The sequence below is a fragment of the Bulleidia sp. HCP3S3_C9 genome (assembly GCF_052064035.1).
GTDB lineage: Bacteria > Bacillota_I > Bacilli_A > Erysipelotrichales > Erysipelotrichaceae > Bulleidia.
On record NZ_JBQHWJ010000023.1, the window covers coordinates 1 to 20,563 of the forward strand.

At 36.1% G+C, this 20,563-nt stretch carries 18 protein-coding genes; 7 read left to right on the forward strand and 11 right to left on the reverse strand.

The annotated features are described in order from the left end of the window. Positions 1 to 324 precede the first annotated feature (324 nt). From ACTND6_RS05540 to ACTND6_RS05550, 3 genes are all read right to left on the reverse strand, one after another. Positions 325 to 1,365 (reverse strand): threonine aldolase family protein, encoded by a 1,041-nt coding sequence (locus tag ACTND6_RS05540; protein WP_441022710.1) that lies wholly within the window; start codon positions 1,363 to 1,365, stop codon positions 325 to 327. A gap of 60 nt (positions 1,366 to 1,425) precedes the next feature. Next, positions 1,426 to 1,683 carry a hypothetical protein gene (locus ACTND6_RS05545; protein WP_441022712.1) on the reverse strand — a complete coding sequence of 86 codons (258 nt, stop codon included), beginning with the start codon at positions 1,681 to 1,683 and terminating at the stop codon, positions 1,426 to 1,428. Positions 1,684 to 1,794: 111 nt separating this feature from the next. Then, the gene (locus ACTND6_RS05550) at positions 1,795 to 2,043 is read right to left on the reverse strand and encodes a hypothetical protein (RefSeq protein WP_441022714.1); all 249 of its coding nucleotides are present in this window, start codon (positions 2,041 to 2,043) and stop codon (positions 1,795 to 1,797) included. A gap of 312 nt (positions 2,044 to 2,355) precedes the next feature. Between ACTND6_RS05550 and ACTND6_RS05555 the strand changes: the two genes are divergently transcribed. Further along, entirely contained in the window at positions 2,356 to 2,589 is a 234-nt protein-coding gene (locus ACTND6_RS05555) for a hypothetical protein (RefSeq protein ID WP_441022716.1), read from the forward strand. Here the strand turns inward: ACTND6_RS05555 and ACTND6_RS05560 are convergent. Next, positions 2,586 to 3,008 (reverse strand): hypothetical protein, encoded by a 423-nt coding sequence (locus tag ACTND6_RS05560; RefSeq protein WP_178176792.1) that lies wholly within the window; start codon positions 3,006 to 3,008, stop codon positions 2,586 to 2,588. The genes ACTND6_RS05555 and ACTND6_RS05560 overlap by 4 nt on opposite strands. A gap of 110 nt (positions 3,009 to 3,118) precedes the next feature. On the opposite strand from ACTND6_RS05560, the gene ACTND6_RS05565 reads away from it, so the two are divergent. Continuing rightward, positions 3,119 to 3,988, forward strand: a complete 870-nt coding sequence (locus tag ACTND6_RS05565; protein WP_441022718.1) for a PPK2 family polyphosphate kinase — start codon at positions 3,119 to 3,121, stop codon at positions 3,986 to 3,988. Positions 3,989 to 4,049: 61 nt separating this feature from the next. Here the strand turns inward: ACTND6_RS05565 and ACTND6_RS05570 are convergent, their stop codons facing one another. Continuing rightward, the gene (locus ACTND6_RS05570) at positions 4,050 to 6,617 is read right to left on the reverse strand and encodes an FAD-dependent oxidoreductase (protein ID WP_441022720.1); all 2,568 of its coding nucleotides are present in this window, start codon (positions 6,615 to 6,617) and stop codon (positions 4,050 to 4,052) included. 121 nt (positions 6,618 to 6,738) lie between these two features. On the opposite strand from ACTND6_RS05570, the gene ACTND6_RS05575 reads away from it, so the two are divergent. Then, a complete protein-coding gene (locus ACTND6_RS05575) occupies positions 6,739 to 7,566 on the forward strand; it encodes a MerR family transcriptional regulator (RefSeq protein WP_320100484.1) in 828 nt (275 codons plus the stop codon). Between the two features lie 81 nt (positions 7,567 to 7,647). Then, positions 7,648 to 9,963: an LTA synthase family protein gene (locus ACTND6_RS05580; RefSeq protein WP_441022723.1), complete on the forward strand. Its 2,316-nt coding sequence runs from the start codon at positions 7,648 to 7,650 to the stop codon at positions 9,961 to 9,963. A gap of 41 nt (positions 9,964 to 10,004) precedes the next feature. Here the strand turns inward: ACTND6_RS05580 and ACTND6_RS05585 are convergent, their stop codons facing one another. From ACTND6_RS05585 to ACTND6_RS05600, 4 genes are all read right to left on the reverse strand, one after another. After that, positions 10,005 to 11,468, reverse strand: a complete 1,464-nt coding sequence (locus ACTND6_RS05585; RefSeq protein WP_441022725.1) for a TrkH family potassium uptake protein — start codon at positions 11,466 to 11,468, stop codon at positions 10,005 to 10,007. A gap of 5 nt (positions 11,469 to 11,473) precedes the next feature. Further along, a complete protein-coding gene (trkA, locus tag ACTND6_RS05590; RefSeq protein ID WP_441022727.1) occupies positions 11,474 to 12,835 on the reverse strand; it encodes a Trk system potassium transporter TrkA in 1,362 nt (453 codons plus the stop codon). A 90-nt stretch (positions 12,836 to 12,925) separates the two neighbouring features. Beyond that, positions 12,926 to 13,447 (reverse strand): hypothetical protein, encoded by a 522-nt coding sequence (locus ACTND6_RS05595; protein WP_320100483.1) that lies wholly within the window; start codon positions 13,445 to 13,447, stop codon positions 12,926 to 12,928. Positions 13,448 to 13,749: 302 nt separating this feature from the next. Beyond that, positions 13,750 to 14,454 carry a TVP38/TMEM64 family protein gene (locus ACTND6_RS05600; protein ID WP_441022729.1) on the reverse strand — a complete coding sequence of 235 codons (705 nt, stop codon included), beginning with the start codon at positions 14,452 to 14,454 and terminating at the stop codon, positions 13,750 to 13,752. 372 nt (positions 14,455 to 14,826) lie between these two features. Between ACTND6_RS05600 and ACTND6_RS05605 the strand changes: the two genes are divergently transcribed. The 3 genes from ACTND6_RS05605 (at position 14,827) to ACTND6_RS05615 (ending at position 17,883) form a co-directional block, all read left to right on the forward strand. Next, on the forward strand, positions 14,827 to 16,266 hold the full coding sequence (locus ACTND6_RS05605; RefSeq protein WP_441022731.1) for an amino acid permease: 1,440 nt from the start codon (positions 14,827 to 14,829) through the stop codon (positions 16,264 to 16,266). A gap of 1 nt (position 16,267) precedes the next feature. Next, positions 16,268 to 17,587, forward strand: a complete 1,320-nt coding sequence (locus ACTND6_RS05610) for a M18 family aminopeptidase (protein WP_441022733.1) — start codon at positions 16,268 to 16,270, stop codon at positions 17,585 to 17,587. A gap of 98 nt (positions 17,588 to 17,685) precedes the next feature. Beyond that, positions 17,686 to 17,883 (forward strand): hypothetical protein, encoded by a 198-nt coding sequence (locus tag ACTND6_RS05615; RefSeq protein ID WP_178176522.1) that lies wholly within the window; start codon positions 17,686 to 17,688, stop codon positions 17,881 to 17,883. 30 nt (positions 17,884 to 17,913) lie between these two features. Here the strand turns inward: ACTND6_RS05615 and ACTND6_RS05620 are convergent, their stop codons facing one another. Both ACTND6_RS05620 and ACTND6_RS05625 read right to left on the reverse strand, forming a co-directional pair. After that, a complete protein-coding gene (locus ACTND6_RS05620) occupies positions 17,914 to 18,852 on the reverse strand; it encodes a helix-turn-helix domain-containing protein (RefSeq protein WP_441022735.1) in 939 nt (312 codons plus the stop codon). Next, positions 18,849 to 20,516: a glycoside hydrolase family 13 protein gene (locus ACTND6_RS05625; protein WP_441022737.1), complete on the reverse strand. Its 1,668-nt coding sequence runs from the start codon at positions 20,514 to 20,516 to the stop codon at positions 18,849 to 18,851. The genes ACTND6_RS05620 and ACTND6_RS05625 overlap by 4 nt, the downstream gene beginning before the upstream one ends. Positions 20,517 to 20,563: the final 47 nt, after the last annotated feature.

Consider the following 20,563-nt stretch of genomic DNA (forward strand, 5'->3'; position numbering starts at 1 on the left):
CAGATGATGGATAAAGTAGCCAAATATATTTTTAAATCTCATCCAATGACCCGCAGACAGATTACGAATGCTTTGAATGCTGCTTTTCCTATTTTTGCTTGTCAATGAATCAGATGGTCAATTATGTTCTTTTTCAAGACTCACTATTTTTGCGTATTGCATGTATATTTCTTCTCTTCACATGGTTTATTGTATCCTTGTTTCGCATTTCAATGCAGAAACCTTTGTTGTATGAACGAATTTCCCACACAAAAATCATCAGTACAATTCAAAAAAATGACAGGTGAAAAAGCCTGTCATTTCGCTTATTTTCCAGGGAAATAATTATTTACACTCTTTCATCCATGCAATCAGTTCATCCACTTCTTCCTCTGTTGTTGCCCAGGAAGTTGCTAAACGAATGAGTGTATGTGTATCATCTGTTTTTGCCCAGAAGCTTGTAGAAACCTTTTCCTGAAATTTCTTTAATACTACATCTTCAAAATTAATAAAGAGCTGGTTTGTATATGTAGGCATATAAACTTCATAGCCATGTTCCGCAAATGCATCTGTAATCTTCTTAGAAAACTCTACTGCTTTCCTTCCAGCTTTTAAATACAGATCATTTGTAAACATTTCATCAAACTGGATGCCTGTCATTCTACCCTTGGCAAGTAAGGCACCACCTTGCTTGATTGTCGTAAAGAAACAAGGAATCAGATTCTGATCAGGAATGACTACTGCTTCTCCAAACAATGTTCCACACTTTGTACCGCCAATATAGAAAGCATCTGCATATTTAGCAAGATCCTTTAAAGACACATCATTATCACTAGATCCTAATGCATACGCCAGTCTAGCACCATCTACATACAGATATAAATGATATGTATCACATACTTTTCGCAATGCTTCCAATTCCTTCTTAGAATACAATGTACCATATTCTGTAGGCTGAGAAATATAGATCATACCCGGCTGTACCATATGTGGATATGTCTCATCACCAAAGAAAGTTTCCATGTAAGATGCAACACTGGAAGCTTCCAGCTTGCCAAGCTTGCCAGGAATCGTAATTACTTTATGTCCTGTTGTTTCAATCGCACCAGCTTCATGCACCGCAACATGACCACTTTCACAGGCAATCACACCTTGATAGTTACGAAGCAATGCTTTAATGACAGTCTGGTTTGCCTGCGTTCCACCAACAAGAAACTCTACTTCCCCATTTTCACAGCCACATGCTTCTTTAATTTTTTCCTTTGCTGAAAGTGAATACTGATCTTGTCCATACCCAACTGTACCTTCCATATTTGTTGCTACAAAACGATCCATAATGGATGGCAAACATCCCTGCATATAATCACACGCAAAATTCAAGCTCATAAAAAAACTCCATTTCTAATAATACAGAATATTATCTTACAAATTCATCAAAAAGGAAGCTTATTTGCTTCCTTCCAAGATTTCTTTCATACATTGAATAAAATATTCATTATTTTCCTGCGTAGATACAGAAACACGATCCATCATATGTGTAGAAATGTGAATTCCCTTTTCAATCAACTGATCACGTACTTCATCATAATCCATATGTGGCTCAAAAAGAATGAAGTTTGTCTGTGTCGGATAAACATCACAACCAAGTTTTCTCAGTTCTTCTTCAATGTATCTAGCACCATCAACAATCTTTTCTTTCTTCACTTTTTACAAGCTGATGAGAAACAATATCTGCAGCACCAGAGTCAATAGAAACAACACATGTTGAAAAATCCATCGCTGAAATATTAAATGTATATTCATCTAAATATACATCTATCGCATGCAATACATCTTGGCGTAGCCAACAAGATTTCCATCTGCATCTAAGTAACAGAATGGTGCCATAGATTGTCCTGTTGCTACCTGAATCACTTCTTCACTTCCGTCAGTACTTTTACTAGAAGAAGCAGTAGAAGATGAACATGCACTTAATGTTGCTGAACACATTACATCAGCCAATAAACTTTTCATCACTTTTGTTTTCACACCAATTTTTCCTGTACCTTTATGTGTACCTGACATCAGTTATTACTGATAGGAAGAGTTTAGTATTACATTCGTATAATTACAAATATATGATAATTATACGAATTATAAGTAATTATTTATGAGATGATTTATGTCAACACAAAGCAAATATGTATCTGCACTATATCAAACAAGAAGTTTTCCTAAAGCCGCAAAGCTTTTATATATTTCTCAACCTGCTTTAAGTAAAGTGTCAATCTCAAAGACTTTGAACAGCTGCCATATATTTCATTACGTCCAGACAGTGATCTGTATTCAAGAAGTGCAACGATTTTTCATCATTATGATGCAGAAGCAAATTATGCCATGTATGTAGATCAAATGATTACAGAATACTTCATGACAAAAAATGGATATGGATATTCAATCATTCGTGATGGAACAGTCAATATTGTTCCAGAAGATAAGAATATACATGATCCATCTGTACTGTATTTCATCCTGGATGATTCTCTAGCAATCAGAGATTTAAATTTCTATTATCGTGACAAAAAATATCTCAATGCTTCTACAAAGCATTTTCTAAAGCAGTTTGATTAATCATCCATATGTTCTGCAACCCATTGTGCATGGGAACATAAACGCGTAACTTCTGATGTTCTTTCTTCGCCAGGGAAGCGAATCAATCCACCTTTGCCTCTTTCGCGCGCTAAAGCCATAATATCTGCACAGTCCTGAACAAAGTCAGCAGCTCTTGGTTTAATAATAACTTTAAATGGAATGATATATAAAGGAATATCATATTCTTTTGTATCTTCTTTCACTTTCCATTCAATATGAGGCAATATCATTGCCATATCAAATTCATGCTGATGTTCATATAAATCCATATATGGAATACGAATAAAGATAACTTTATCTGAAATTCCTTCCTGTGCTGCGAATATATTTAAGTGTCCTGCTAAAAATCCAGATGCAAATCCTTCTCCACAACTCACTGCGATACGATGCTGTTTCATAATCATGCCTCCTGCTACCATTAGTTTATGCAAAAATCTAACAAATGAAAAGTATTTCTTTTCTTCACATTGCATTGTGCTACAATGCAGTTAAAGTGAGGCTTTAACCTATGTTAAAAGACTATATGTATAATGGCAAAGAAACTTTTCATATCCACAAAGTTTCTACAAATGAAACTTCGCATTGTTTATCAAAAGAAGATGCCGAAAAAAAGATGGCTGAAAATGAGAAGAAATTAGATACACTTCAGCAAAAATTATATGCAGATAAAAAGGAAGGGTTGATTGTTGTATTCCAGGCAATGGATGCAGCTGGAAAAGATGGTACCATCGCTCATGTTTTGCAATGCCTTTCTCCACATGGTGTGTATGAAGCTGCTTTCAAAGCACCTTCTTCTACAGAACTTGCTCATGATTTTTTATGGAGAATTGCTCAGCAGGTACCAGCCAAAGGTGAAATTGCAATCTTTAACCGTTCCCACTATGAAGATGTACTGATTGGAAAAGTCAAAGAGCTTTACAAATCACAGGCACATGCAAAACGCATCAAAGAAAGTGAAATCATTGAGCGACGCTATCAAGACATCAAACACTTTGAAGAATATCTCTATCAGAATAACGTTAGAATCATCAAGATTTTCTTGCATGTTTCAAAGAAGGAGCAGGCAAAACGCTTTCTGGCAAGAATTGAAGAACCAGAAAAGAACTGGAAATTCTCCAGTGGAGATGTGGAAGAAAGACAATACTGGGATGCATATCAAGATGCATTTGAAGATGCCATCAACGCAACTTCAACAAAACACTGCCCATGGTACGTTGTACCTGCAGACAATAAATGGTATATGAGATATATTGTATCTGAAATTATTCTGCATACATTAGAAGACATGGATCCACAATATCCAATTGTTACAGAAGAAAGAAAACAGAACTTCGCACAATTAAAAGAACAGCTAGAAAAAGAAATCTCTGAAGAATGAGATTTCTTTTTGTGTGTCCAGAAAAAAAAGAACATGCACGTTTGCATGTCCTTTTCATTCATTACTTGTTTTCAGCAGCGATTGTATTAGCAGCTGTTCTACCAGAAACGAAGATTTCAACGATAGCGTTACCACCAAGTCTATTACCACCATGGATACCGCCAGTAACTTCACCAGCAGCATAGAGACCTTCAATAACATTACCCTTTTCATCTAATACGTGACGGTCAGTATCAACTGTCAAACCACCCATTGTATGGTGTGTAGATGGAGCCATGACACGGATACGTAGTAACTGTCCTTCTAAGGAGTAGTTACCCTTTTCATCCACTGTACCAACTGGAACTGTAGACTGATGCTTTGCTACACCATCACTTGGCTGTTCACCAGCTAAGATAGACTTATCATAAGCTTCAATTGTCTTATAGATATCTTCTGGCTTAGCCTTCATTCCATACTTATCAAGAACCTTCTGAATATCTTCAGCACTCTTTACATAGTAAACTCTGCCTTCAACATCATCATGAGAGATTTCAACAGCCTTATTACCTTCATACTTATCATATGGATATGGGAATGTAATAGCTGTATCTGCATTTGTGAATTCAAGGAATACACCCTGTGCACCTTCTGCAGAAATACCATTCTGGAATTCGCCTAGTGAAAGAACGTCACGTTCAGCAGATTCATCAACGAATCTCTTACCTGTTGTTGGGTTAATATAAACACCATATAAACCATTACCAAATGCCAAGTCACCATTATCTACCCAAGAAATAGGCATCATCTGTGTATAACCTAGACCAGTTGTAGCTGCACCAACATCTTCACCCATCTTGATACCATCACCAACAAGAGAAGATCTGTTTGTTGTCTGTGTTGTCTTTGTGATGTAAGAAGAATCCCAGTATTCATTTGTATCCATTACCTGTTCGATATTAGATGCAAAACCACCAGTAGCCATGATAACGCCCTTCTTAGCCTTCATCGTTACTTCTGTACCATCATACATCTTAGCCTTGACACCAGTTACCTTGCCATTGTCAACAATTAAGCTTTCAGCTTTTGTACGAGTCATGATCTTGTTATCCTTTGCAGTCTTGGATGTATTGAGGATTGTATTTTCTGTTGTAGCGAAATATGTTCCCCAGTTACCAGCTGCTTCTGGTGTACCATCACCATCAAGGTCACCGCCAAGGTTAACGTTTTCTCTATACCATAATGCACCAATTAATGTAATTGTGATTGCATCATTGAACTTTGCACCCTGATCTTCTAACCAAGTCTTGAGTTCAGTACCTTCTGTACAGAACTGCTTCACAAGATCAAAATCACCATAGATCCAGCTCTTCTTATCATGAGACTGTCTTAATCCACCATAGTATGTCTGGAAGATATGCAAATTAACTGTAGAGAACAATGTTAAATCTGTTTCCTTTGCACCTGCAGCAATCTTCTTATCAGCCCAGTCAACATATGCCTGGATTTCTTTCTTTAATGCCTTTAATGTTTCTAAGTATTCTGGATGTACACCAGCTTTACTTACTTCATCGATTTCACCAGGAACATATTCCTTATCCTTGAAGTAATCTTCATCAAATGCATCTTCATTCCAGTTAAGAATTGTCTTTAATGTAGAGAGCTGACCCTGTGCAGCCTTTACCTTGTCATATGTTTTTCCATCATAATCCCACTTTGCACTTGTAGCATCTGGGTTTGCTGGATCCCATACGAGGTAGTTCATAACAGCCTGGAACTGACCACCTGAAACTAATGTGTTACCACCAACTTCAGCATTTTCTTCTAATACAGCAACACTGTCACCATTCTGTGCAGCCTGTGCAGCAGCACCCATACCTGCACCACCAGCACCAACAACTACTACATCATATTCGCCTTCAATTGGATCTTGTGCTTCATGAACAACTGTGTTGCTTGCAAAACCATCTAAATCACTTGCTTTTGCCTGTTCAGCTGCATTTGTTAAAGCATCCTTGAATGCCTTAGATGTAAAAGTAGCACCAGATACAACATCAATACCAGAACCATTTGCTTCCTTTGCATCTTCTGTCAGGATGTCATAAGCAACAGTACCAACATGTGCTGTTTCCTTGCTATCTGTTACTTCGATGTCTTCAATACCATCCTTAGAGAATGTAACACCAAGTGTAACAGGACCATTGTAACCTTCTGCAGTACCTGTGTATGTACCAGCTTCATAAGTTACAGGAACATTTTCGTGTGGTGCACTTGATCCCATAGAATCAACATCTACACCAGCACTCTTTAAAGCTTCTTTTGTTGCGTTGATAATTGCATCAGATGTAATTGTTGCACCAGATACAGTTTCAACATTAGGTGTTTGTGCATCTACGATTGCTGCAGGAATTTTTTCCAATGCAGGATCTGCAATGCCTTCTGTTTCTTGCTGGTCTGTAACCTTAACGCTCTTGATTTCGTTGTTTTCATAAACAACTTCAACAGTTACATCACCATTTTTACCTTCGGCAGTACCAGTAAAAGTATTGCCAGAGCCTTCTTTACCAGAACATCCAGTAACAAGGCCGAGAGCTAATGAAGCTGCAAGCAGGCTTGCACCGCTCACTTTTTCGAACTTTTTGTAGTCCATGTTTTCCCCCTTTTATCGAGATTGTAATTTGTGAAAAATCTCATATAATAATTTAAAACCCTGTATCTGCTACAGAGTCAAGTGCTTATGATAGCGTTTTCATGCATATTCAGGAGGAAATATGAAGATCAATGAATTGTCAAAACTCACCGCAATTAATACAGAAACGATCCGTATGTATCGAAATCTTGGATTTTTACATCCTGAAAAACTAGAAAATGGATACTATGATTACTCCATGCAGGACTATGCATCTATCATTCATTTAAAGAAACTGCGTGCTTTTGATTTTTCTTTGCAGGATATCCATGAATCTGAGCATTTAGATTCTCTCGAGGAATATCTTTCGCGTTTTAAAAAAGTTGAAATTGAATTACATAAAGAAATAGAAAGCATTCAAAAAAAAATTGATTTCATTCATTTTGAAATGGAACATGTTTTATCAACTATGTCTACGTATGATGCCAATGTATCATTAAATCAATCCGTAGATACTAAAATTGATATTTATCCACCGTTTGAGACGAATCAGCTTGTTGATCCTACTACATATAGTAACTATTTTCTTTATACAACAACACCAATCTTCATTTCAAAAGACATCTTAAATGGAGACATTAAAGATGAAATCATTGAAACAAAAGTAGGCATTGGCACATATCTTTCTATCTATCAGAAAATGCATGTTGAAATCCCAGATAATGCAATTACAATTCCCAACGGTTTATGTATTACACAGATCGTATATATGAAAGATCTCACACATATCAATATTTTAGATATTGCCCCAATGATAAACTATGCTAAGAAACTAAACAAGAAATTCATTTCAGATACAACAGGGTATCTTGTTGGAGTTACATATGAAGATAAGGATCCTGTCTATATCATGCGTATTCGTGCATGTATTGAAACAAATGATGTGATCAGCAGTACAAGAATCCGTTAATATATACTAACTTCTTCAGATTTTCTGTCTGTATTTCTTTCTTTTATAGTATACTTAACCGGTATATTTCAAGGAGGAATCATGGCAAATAGAAGTTATAAAAGCATATTGCATAATAAAAAAGAATTGCATGAAGAACATTCCACGCATGTGGAAGAAATAAAAGAAGAACAAGCAACGGAAGCTGCAGATACAACTGTTGAAAAAATTTCTGAAGAAAAAAATGTAGAAGAAACAAAAGAAGAACAGGAAACAGAAGCTGCAGATACAACTGCAGAAAAAGTTTCTGAAGAAAAACCTGCAGAAAAGAAATGCTTCTTTTCCTTTCTTAAACCAGGTGAAAATAGAAAGAAAGTCCCATTTATTCTTTTCTCTTTCCTTTCTTTATCTATCACAATGTTGATTTCTGAATTCATCTTTAAAGTCATTGAGTTTGGATTCACATTGGATTTATCAGTTCTAAGAATCACATTATTCTCCTTTGGATTTGCGGGAATACTTGCGACAATCTTATCTTTTTTCCCATTGAAAGTATCTCGCATTCTCAATACTATTTTCTGTTTTATCTTGCCAGTCTATGCATTATTCCAGATTGGCATTCATAACATGATGCATTCCTATGCAACACTCAAAACAGCTGGCGGTCTAGCTGGTGCAATGGTTTCATATGTACTTCAATACATTCGTCAGATGCCTCCACTGTACTGGCTCATGATTTTAATCCCACTCTCCTATGTCTTGATTCAAAGAAAATTCTTTGAACTATACCAATCGAAAAACTACAAGAATACAATTCTTGTCCTTGTCAGTGCATTAGCATTAGATGAATGTGGTTTATTACTCACATCTGTGTATGGAGACTGGGAACAGTACACATACCCAACATTCCAGGAACGTGCAGTTCGTGAATATGGTATTGAAAGATTCCTGCTCAGAGATATCGCAACGATTTTCACAGAAAAAGAAGCAACATTACAAGAAGAACAACAATACACAAAAGTTGACAGCACACGAAAAATTGACGATACAAAGTGGCAAAAATTATCAGATGCAGATGATAATGAAACACGTAAAAAAGTAGACAGCTACTTAATGAATCAGAATATTGAAGGTTACAATGAAAAAACGGGTTTATTAGATGGCAAGAATTTAATCTATGTCATGATTGAAGCCTATGACTATATTGGTATGGATCAAGTATTGACACCTACCCTCTATAAAATGATGACACAAGGCTGGAACTTCTCACATCACTACACACCTAAATTTGATACGGGAACTTCTGATTCAGAACTCATTTCGGAAACATCTCTTGTTCCTCGAAGAGATACAAACGTATATGCAGAGTTTGCGGATAATACATGGACAAATTCCATCTTCTCTTTGTTTAACGCTGCAGGCTATTCTACACATGCCTATCATAACTGGTCCGATGAATTCTATCCTCGTAAAGAAATGATGAAAAGTCTAGGATGTGAAGATTATGAAGACTGGACAGATTTCAAAAAAGAATATGGTGAAGATATCACAATTCCTGGATGGCAGTCTGATTATGACTTATTCAGATTCACTACAGATAAATTTATCAATGAAGATAAGTTTATGACAATGTATATTACATCTTCAACACATTTCCCATATAACACAAACTGGGATGTTTTAGGAAATAAATACTTAGATGAGATCAACAAAGTTCATCCAGATTATCCAGAAGATGTAAAACATTATATTTCAAAGGCTATGGAACTAGATAAAGGTATGGAATACCTTCTAGAAACTTTAGAAGAAGCTGGAAAACTAGATAATACCGCAATCGTATTCTTCGCGGATCATCATCCATTGAATATGGATTTGAGTTATCTCTATGACTGCACACCAGCAATTGATGATGATGGTACAACCATTGATCGAAGTGAAGGGATGAATGAATTCCGTTCTCCTCTTGTCATCTATTGTCCATCTATTCTAGGAGACGAAACATTCACTGACGTTACAAGTACATATGATATTTTACCAACAGTATTAAATCTTTATAACTTGAACTATGATCCTCGCTTCTATCTTGGTACTGATTACTTCTCACAGCAGGAATCCATCGTTTATTTTCCAGATGGTGACTGGACAACAAACAAAGGAACATACTATGCCGCAACAAATGAATTTGTACCTGCAGATGAGAGTGTAAGTGTTGATGATTCCTACATCACAAATAACACTGCCAGAGTCAACAATGCATTCAATATTTCATTGATGATCTATCAGACAGATTATTTCAAGTATCGTTCTGAAATCACAACACCTGATTCTTCTTTAAAAAACTTCATGATCGTTCAAGATCCTGAAACAGGAGAATCCATTCAGGTAGAAGCTACCGCAACACCTGAAACAAGTGAATAGTTAAAAAATGGTTGAACCAATTTGTTCAACCATTTTTATATTTATCTAGCACGTTTCCAAGTTGACTTGGAGAACAAGATAAGAATTGGCATAATTTCAAGTCTACCTGCCAACATATCAAATGTCAGTATGATCTTAGAAAACATTGAGAAAGATGCAAAGTTACTGACTGGCCCTACAAGAGATAAACCAGGACCAATATTATTGACTGTTGCCATAACTGCAGAGAAATTTGTTTCAAAGTCAAATCCATCTACAGAGATCAAAAATGTAGAAGCCATAATCAAGAATACATACACAATCAAATAGGATGAAATATTATTTACAATACTTTCAGGCATGGGACGGTTGTTATATTCAATGACTCTTACTTCACTTGGATGCAAAAACTTATGTACATTTCTCCTTAATGTCTTCCATAAGATAACAAGACGAACCTGTTTAAATCCACCACCAGTACTACCAGCACATGCACCAGCAAACATGCATAACAGAACAATCGTATGTGCCATTGACGGCCATTGATTATAGTCTGTTGTTGCATACCCTGTCGTTGAAATAATCGTTCCAACCGTAAACGCTGCATCTCTTAAGCAATCACCATATTGTTTATAGAATGGTAATGCCGTAGCAAACAATCCAACAATTGCCAAGAAAACAACGGAAATAAAACAGATAAATTCTTCATCTTTTAATGCTTCTTTTGCTTTTCCTGTCAAAATCAAGAAATAAACAGAGAAGTTAACAGAAAATAACAACATGAATACTGTAGTGATATTGATTGCTGCATGGCTGTAAGAAGCCATAGAATCTGCTTTCACACCAAATCCACCAGTACCAGCTGTACCAAAAGCAATACATACCGCATCAAACACAGGCATTTTACCAATAACAATCAATAACAACACATCAATAACTGTCAATGCCGCATAGATACTATAAGTGATTTTGGCAGTATCTTTCATCTTTGGAACAATTTTTCCAGAAACTGGTCCAGGAGATTCTGCGCGCATGATATGCATTGTAAATCCACCATTCTTGCCGCCAACAGAAACGATTGCAAGCAAGAACACAAGAATTCCCATACCACCAACCCAGTGGCTGAATGATCTCCAGAACAGCAAGCTATATGACATCTCTTCTACATTTAGAAGAATCGATGAACCAGTTGTTGTAAATCCAGATACCATTTCAAACATTGCATCTACAAAGTGAGGAATTTCATTTGAGAACACAAATGGAAGACATCCAATTGCACTCATAACGATCCATGTTAAACCTGTTGTTACAAGTCCTTCACGAGCAAAGAAATGACCTCTTTGATAATTTTTTGTGATGATGAACAGCAATCCAACACACAAGAACAGAATGGCATACGTTACACAAAATCCATACAACGCATTCCATTCTTGCTGATACAATGCAATTCCAACAGATGGAACCATTAAAGCTGCTTCAATCAACAAAATGTAAGAAATAATACGTAATACAAATTTAAAATTCATATGATTCAATCCTCAAAAATATCATTGATTTGATGAATTGTTGTTGTTTCATCAGAAAGAATGACAATAATATCTCCCTTTTCTAATGTAGAATCACCATTAGGAATCTGGAACAAATTACCTCTAGCAATAGAATTGATCAAGATATTCTTTTTAATATGAAGATCTTTTAAAGGAATTCCTAAATGTTTTGTTGTTTCATCAACACGGAATTCAGATGCATCAACGCGATCTTCTGCAATTCTATGAATTGTTAAAGCAGCGCCCTGCTTATTCTGAATTGCACGTACATAACGAACAATATGCATTGATACAAGATTCTTTGGAGAAATCACAGAACCAAGATCCAATAAATCTGTCAATGCATTGATTCTTCCTCTTCCAAGCTTTGTAACGACAGTAGGAATCTTCTTCTGTCTTGCCATAATCGAAGAAACCATATTGATTTCATCAATACCTGTTAATGATACAAAGGCATCATAATCTTCAAGATCTTCACTGTCTAATACAGAATGATCCGAAGCATCACCATGAATGATCGTAGCTTTTGGGAGCAATCCGGCAAGCATTGTGCAAGTTTCTTCATCCTGTTCAATGATTGTTGAACGAATGCCAGATTCTTCAAGACTCTTTGCAAGATAATACGCAATTCTGCTTCCTCCAGCAATCAATACATGTCCAACAGGTTTCTTTACAACACCAATATTATTTAATAATGCATGTAATTCCTGATCTGTACCTGTGATATATAAACGATCATTTTCTTTTAATACTGTATTACCATCTGGCAATATGATTTTGCCATCTCTTAAGATTGCAGAAATCAATACCTGTGCCTGTACACGTTTATGTAAGTCTGCCAGTCTGATATCCTTGATTCTAGAAGTTGATTCAATTCTAAGTTCAGCAATTTCTGCTCTAGACTTCGAGAAGTGTTCAACTTTATTAAATTCTGGAAGCTTCAATAAACTAGCAATTTCAATTGCAGCTTCTCTTTCAGGATTAATTACAAGTGACAAATGAAAGTGATCACTCAACTTCAATAAACCAGAAACATATTCAGGATCTCTAACTCTTGCGATAACATGTACATCTTGATTTAATGCACGTGCAGTCATACATGCCAATACATTGACTTCATCTGCACTTGTAGCCGCAATAAAAACATCCGTTTCATTGATACCAGCTTCCTCTAATGTTTCTACAGTTGCTGCATTTCCTTCATATGTAATAACATCATATCGATTACTGATTGTTTCTAGAACAATTGGATTTTTATCGATCAATGTGATTTCATATCCATCAGCACTTAATTCTTTTGTTAATGTCTTGCCGACTTTACCAGCTCCTGCAATGATTATTTTCATTCCATTCCCTCTTATTTTTCAATCTCTGTAAATTGTATAGTCATCTGTAACAAAAGACAACCTGAAAAGAGGTGTTTCCACCTCTTATGCTTATTTCTTCAGTTTATTGAACAAAGGTTCAACTGCTTTCAAGAATCCTTTCCAATATGGAGGATACGCATCATATCCACGATATTCAAGACCTTCATCCCAGTTAATATCAATACCAAGTTCCCATTCATTGTTATCCAATTGATTCTGTCCATTATTTTCAGGAATATATTCTTTATTCCAGTCTAATAGATAGAGTTCATTAAATAACCAGTCTTTCAAGCGCGTCCAGTCTTCTTTGCTTAGTACGTCTGCAACTTTATCAAAACTGCCTTCATTTACATCATATACTTCATATACACAAGATCCATCTTTTTCCTGAATCATTCTTAAACGAACACTTCCACTGACAATATCTCCATAACGGAATCTTAAGCCAGTCACTGCATCTACCATAGGAATTCCTTCATCAGATAAAGCAACTCTGCCAAATGAATTCTTACAGTTGTTACAAACAAAGTATTCACTATGTTTTTCTACATCTTTACTTCCACAATGTGGACAAATTAATTTCTTAGCCATATTTCTCCTTTCAGTGACACGCTTTATTTTAACGCATCTATTTCATATCTGCATCATTTGTTTGATTTTTTGAAAGCTATATAGAAAGTAAGTAATTTCTACAATTGCGACGTCACTTAAATTGAATAATACTTCCAATATTTGTGCAAACATTATCGGAACACTAAAGAAAAATATGTTTTTCCATAGAGAACCTTCACACATTTAAATACTTTGTTTCATTTTTCCATCCCTCAATCGTACAAACTATTGTAGCCATTCTTTATAAGGCATAAAGAAAAACTTTCCAGAAAGATGGAAAGTTAATTTGTTTTTAGTAATTTATCTCTATTTTTCGCAACAAGCAATGTAATTGCCACTTCAATTACAAATGCAAATACCATGAATAAATACTGCCCATTTGCCAGGAAATGTCCTGCCATGCAATTTAATAACACCTGAATCCAGCTGCTTGCCGCAACCGCAATCGAAAATTCCTTCGCTGTGATTGTTGTCTGTGCGGATAGGTATGGAATGATTCCATTGGGAACCCCTGGAACCATACATGCAATTGCCACAACAAAGATCTGATGTCCCTGGTTGATTTTCTGAATAATCCAGTTTTCTTTCTCCCCTTCTTTATGAATCAGTGTCGCAATATTCTTTTTAAACAGTCTTCCAATCGTAAATGCAATCACATTTCCACTGACAAATCCTATCCAACATACAATAAAGCTCCTCCACCATCCATAAATCAAAGCACCTGCTACTTGAATAACCATAGAAGGAAACACAATTGATACGACCTGCATTACACAAATCAGCCAAAGTACAACAAATCCGCCAACCGTTGACTGTGCTTCCAAATATGCTTTCAACTCTTCCTGATCGCCATGTTCCAATAAATGAAACAACTCAACAATTTGATTCCCAAATGTTTTATATACGATATATGCCATAAAAACCACAACACATATCATCAATAAGATCAATGTATTTTTTCCTGTCTGTTTTACCTTTTTTGCCATAAACTAACCTGAATTGCCTAGGGAATATAGCATATTTCTTAAGAAATATCACAACTTTTCTTAAAAATATATATAAAAATTAAAAATTGTATACATAATCCAAATCTTTGACAGTTCTATTTTCATGAATTCTATTCTCTCATTTTCATAACATATGAAAATATGTGTATCCATTTCAAGTACATTTACATATTTGTTTTCAAAATAAATACAGTATAATATAGAATGGTTGGGTCTATTGGTTACTTTTGTCATATATGAGGATATAGGAACAATTGATAATATTATGGTATTTTTCTTACTGCCTGCACCATACATTGATAGATCACCTATTCAGAAAGGATGAACTATAAATAGTTCAATTAAGGTTAAATGGACAATTCTAAAAAAATTAAATGGTATGCCTTATCCTTTATGTGTTTCTCAACACTTTGGGGATTCGGTAATGTCGTTAATGGTTTCATGTACTTTAACGGCATACAGGTTATTTTCTCATGGTTAATGATGTTTGCATTATACTTCATTCCATACGCATTAATGGTAGGAGAACTCGGCTCTGCATTCAAAAACAAAGGTGGAGGCGTTACATCCTGGGTACAAGAAACAGCTGGAAGTAAACTTGCATATTATGCAGGATGGACATATTGGGCAGTACATGTCTCTTATATCGCAAGTAAATGTTCCAGTGGTTTAAAAGCTATTTCATGGCTGGTATTTAGAAACGCAGAAACATATGACTCTTTCCCAACACGTTACATTCAGATTGCGGCATTGATCGTACTAATCGTATTCTGCTATATCGCTTCTAAAGGTTTGAACCCACTAAAGAAACTGGCAACACTTGCTGGAAGCAGTATGTTCGTACTCAGTATTCTTTACATCATTTTGATGTTTGGTGCTCCAATCATCAATCCAAATGGTGGATATGTATCCATGGACTGGTCAATGAAGAATCTCATTCCAAGCTTCAATGTTGAATACATCACAAGCTTATCCATTCTTGTGTTCGCTGTTGGCGGTATTGAAAAGATTTCTCCATATGTAAATAAGATGGAAGGTAATCCAGCAAAGCAATTCCCTAAGTCAATGATCTTTGCGGCTGTCATGGTTGTAATCTGTGCTTTATTCGGTACGATTGCTATGGGTATGATGTTTGATCCAGAAATCATCAATGCTAGTGCAGAAATCAAGAGTTCTTATATTTCTAACGGTGCTTACTGGGCGTTCCAGAAGCTGGGCAACTATTATGGTGTGGGCGATCTATTGTTGATCATCTACGCTGCAGCTACCGCAATCGGACAGTTTTCAACACTTGTCATTTCTATCGATGCGCCATTAAGAATGTTATTAGGAGACGAAAATTCTTCTCAATATATTCCTAAGACATTACTCAAGCAGAATCAAAATGGTTCTTACGTTAACGGTATCAAGATGGTAGCATTACTTTCTGGTGCAATCATCCTTGCACAGATGACAGTTCCAGGAGCTGCTGCAGTTCTTACACAGCTCAACAAGCTCAATTCTGTATGTATGCCATTCCGATACATCTGGGTATTCTTTGCATATATCATGCTTAAAAAGGCAGGAGATGCATTTTCTCAAGAATATCATTTTGTAAAAGGTAAAACACTTGGTATCATTATTGGTGGCTGGTGCTTCTTTGTTACTCTGTTCTGCTGTATTACAGGTGTATATTCAACAGACATGAAAACAATGATTCTAAATATCTGTACACCAGTTGTCTTGATTGTTCTTGGTATGATCTTACCAATAATTCGTCAAGCACAGGATAGGAAAGAAAAAGGCAACTAAAATGAACGAAAAAACAGTATCCGAAGAGTTATTTCAATTTATTCAAAACAGTCCAAGTATGTTTCATTCCATTCAAACAATGAAGGCTTACTTAGACGAAGCAGACTTTACATATCTTCCAGAAAACACAACATGGAATCTTGAAAAAGGAAAGAATTACTACACAATTAGAAATCATTCCAGTATCATCGCATTCCAGGTTGGTTCTTCTTTAGACAACTATCATTTCCAGATGTGTGCGTCTCATAGTGATTCCCCTACATTCAAAATCAAGAATGTACCTGAATTAAAGGGACAAGGAGACTACTTAAGATTAGATGTTGAAGCATATGGCGGCATGATTGATGCAACATGGTTCGACCGTCCATTAACAATTGCTGGTAGAGCTCTTGTTAGAAATGGCAATACAATTGAAAACAAGCTTGTATACATCGATAAAGATCTATTATTGATTCCAAATGTTGCAATCCATCTCAATCGTGATGTAAATAACGGTGTTCACTTCAATCGCCAGATTGATCTATGTCCTCTATTCTCTTGCGGCAAAGCAAAAGAAGGAGACTTTAGAAAGATGATTGCGAATGAATGTGGTGTGAAGGAAGAAGATCTTCTTGGTACAGACTTATTCTTAGTCAATCGTCAAAAGCCATGTATCTGGGGATATAAGGATGAATTCATTTCATCTGCTAAGTTAGATGACTTGCAATGTGCATTTACAACACTCAAGGCATTCTTAGCTTCCAGAAACGATCATGACATCAATGTATTTGCTTGTTTTGATAACGAAGAAGTTGGTTCGAACACAAAGCAAGGTGCAATGTCTACATTCCTCAAAGATACACTGACACGTATTAACTTTGACCTTGGCTTCACACAAGAAGATTACTTCAAGGCAGTTTCTAAATCTTTCCTTGTTAGTGCGGACAATGCACACGCTGTACATCCAAATCACCCAGAAAAGACAGACACTGTAAACTGTTCCTACATGAACAAAGGTCTTGTCATCAAGGAAAGTGCAAACCAGAAATACACAACAGATGCATTCTCAAGATCTGTAATGATGCAGATTTGTCATATGGCAAATACACCATTCCAGACATTTGCAAATCGATCTGATTCTGCAGGTGGTTCCACACTTGGAAATCTTTCTAACACACAAGTCAGTGTTCACGCAGTAGATATCGGTTTACCACAGCTATCCATGCATTCAACATATGAAACTGCAGGTATCGAAGATACAGTTACAACAATTGAAGCATTGACAAAGTACTATTCAACAGATATTGATATTACAAATTTTGAATGCGTTAACTTTCGTTAATCAATCAAAGTTCCATGTATAAGATTTCTTAAAAAAGCAGTAGACGATTACTGCTTTTGAATTGTACAATACTATAAGCAGTAGAGAGGTGATGCAAAGTGACAGAAGTAAAAAAACATGCATATTGGATCCACTTCAAAAGAGAAGACAAAGAATCCATCAATGGATTTGTTTATCTCCCACAATGCACTTGTTCAAATTGTGAACAACGTGTCAATTACGAAAAACCAATTTGTCCATATTGTGGGGCAATCATGGATGCAGAAGCTCCAAAAGATACAACAGAGCACTCGTAAGAGTGCTTTTTTCATAAAAAAAACATCCACTTATTTAAAAGATTTTGTCATAGTCTGCTTACGAAACTGCAATGGCGTTAACTGCGTTGCTTTTTTAAATTCCTTCATAAAATGCCCAAGATTATTAAACCCACTTTCCAGGCACACCTCCATCACTGGAAGTTCTGTTGTACTCAGCAATGTTGCTGCATGATGAATACGATAGTCATTAATATAAGAAATTGGCGTTTTTCCAAGTGCTTTTTTGAAAAAACGGCAGAAGTATTGTTCATTCATTCCCACAAGGGCACTTAGCTCCCCAAGTGTTAATTGACGCTGATAATTTTGATGAATATAGCTGATTACACGTTTCAGCAGTTCTACTTGTGGATTATGTTGTGGATTATTTGAAGTCAGTAATGCATATTCCGCAAGAATTCCAAGAATACTTAATAGTGCAGCTTTTACCTGTAATTGAGAAACAGGATTTTCAATTGTAAACTGATCACGACAAGCATGATTTTCTCTAAAAAATACCGAACGAATTTTCAAAAATTCCTGTTGAACCTGTGCAAATGCTGGATGTTCAGAAGCAAGAAAAGACGGGAAAGAAAGTTTATGTTCCAATAGAGGAAGCATAAATTGTTCCTGTACAAGATCTAAAGTCGCAAATGAAAGTAAATCTGCAGAGAATACAACAGCCTGTTCCTGATATCGATCTGAATCAGAAACCAATGCATGTAATTCTCCACTGTTGATAAAGCAAAAACATGGACTTTTAAGATGTGTTATATTCATATTGATATCAACCTGATAAGAATCCTCTTCTAGATAGATAATCTCAATCTGTTCATGCCAATGATGCTTTACGACATATGAAAAACCAGACGAGTCATTTTCATGCATCGCCTGGTAAAAGGCACATGGAAAACTAAAGTTTCCATGTTGCCTTGTTTCTTTTAAAGATGAAGGGAATGTTTTATCTTTCATTCATGTAGAATAACACGTGCTTCATATGGTTGCAACTTTCCAGCCTTATGCATTTTGTAATTAGAAATCAATTCCTTTGCATCAGGATCATCACAAAGATTACAATCCTGCTCATGATCAGTAAAGTTACAGACAACAGTTAATATCTGCCCATCAAGAAGGCGATGATATGCATAGATAGATTCACTATCTTCCAGCAATCCCTGGAATGTTCCATAGACAATGATCGGAAGTGCATGACGCAAACGAATCAATTTCTGATAATAATGGAATACAGAATCAGGATCTGCTAATGCAGCCTTAGCATTGATTTCTGTATAGTTTGGATTTACATTGATCCATGGAGTGCCATCTGTAAAGCCAGCATTTTTAGAATCATCCCACTGCATTGGTGTACGTGCATTGTCACGACCAATTTCCTGTAGATAACGCATCATATCTTCTGCCTTTACCATTCCACTATCTACGTATTGATGGAAAGCATTGAAACTTTCGATATCACGATAATCTTCTAACTTATCAAAGTAAACGTTTGTCATGCCAAGTTCTTCACCTTGATAAATATATGGTGTCCCTTTCATCATATGCAGACAAGTCGCAAGCATTTTCGCAGAAACAACTCGATATTCTTTAGAATCATTACCAAAGCGCGAAACTGCACGTGGCTGGTCATGATTATCAAGATACAGGCTATTCCAGGCTTTTCCTTCCAGTTCATACTGCCATTGATTCATAACACGACGGAAATCTTTTAATTGTGGCTTTTGATCAGTCCATTTACCAATCGGCCCACTCACAAGATTGACATGTTCAAACTGGAATATCATTCCCAGTTCACTTCCATCATTATTTGCATATTTTTTTGCTTCATCAATCGTAACACCACTTGCTTCACCAACTGTAAGCAAATCATAATGAGAAAGTACACGCTTGTTCATTTCTTTCAAATATTCATGAACACGTGGACCGTTACATACATATGGCGCAAGACTGCCATATAATCCATCTTCAACTGGTCCATCCGGGAAAGACTGCACCTTTGAAATCATACTGATAACATCCATACGGAATCCGTCAATCCCTTTTTCACACCACCAGTTCATCATGTCAAAAACTTCATCACGAACCTTTGGATTTTCCCAGTTCAAATCTGGCTGTTTTTTGGAAAAGCAATGCAGATAGTACATGCCTGTACGTTCATCTTTCTCCCATGCAGAACCACCAAACCAGGAACCCCAGTTGTTTGGTTCTTTGCCATCTTTTCCCTCTTTCCAGATGTAATAATCACGATATGGATTTTCTTTAGAACTGCGGCTTTCAACAAACCATGCATGTTCATCTGAAGTGTGATTTACCACAAGATCCATTACAATTTTAATATTGTGACGATGGGCTTCTAGAAGCAGGCGATCAAAGTCTTCCATTGTTCCAAAATCGTCCATGATATTACGGTAATCAGAAATATCATATCCATTATCATCATTAGGTGATTTGTAAACTGGAGAAAGCCAGATAACATCTATTCCAAGTGTCTGTAAATAATCAAGATGTGCTATGATACCATTTAAATCACCAATACCATCTCCATTGCTGTCAGCAAAACTGCGGGGATAAATCTGATAAATGACTGCTTCTTTCCACCATGCTTTTTTCTCTTCTGTCATAATTGCCTCCTGTATAGTTTCAAAATGTGTTTGTCAGTAACACAATT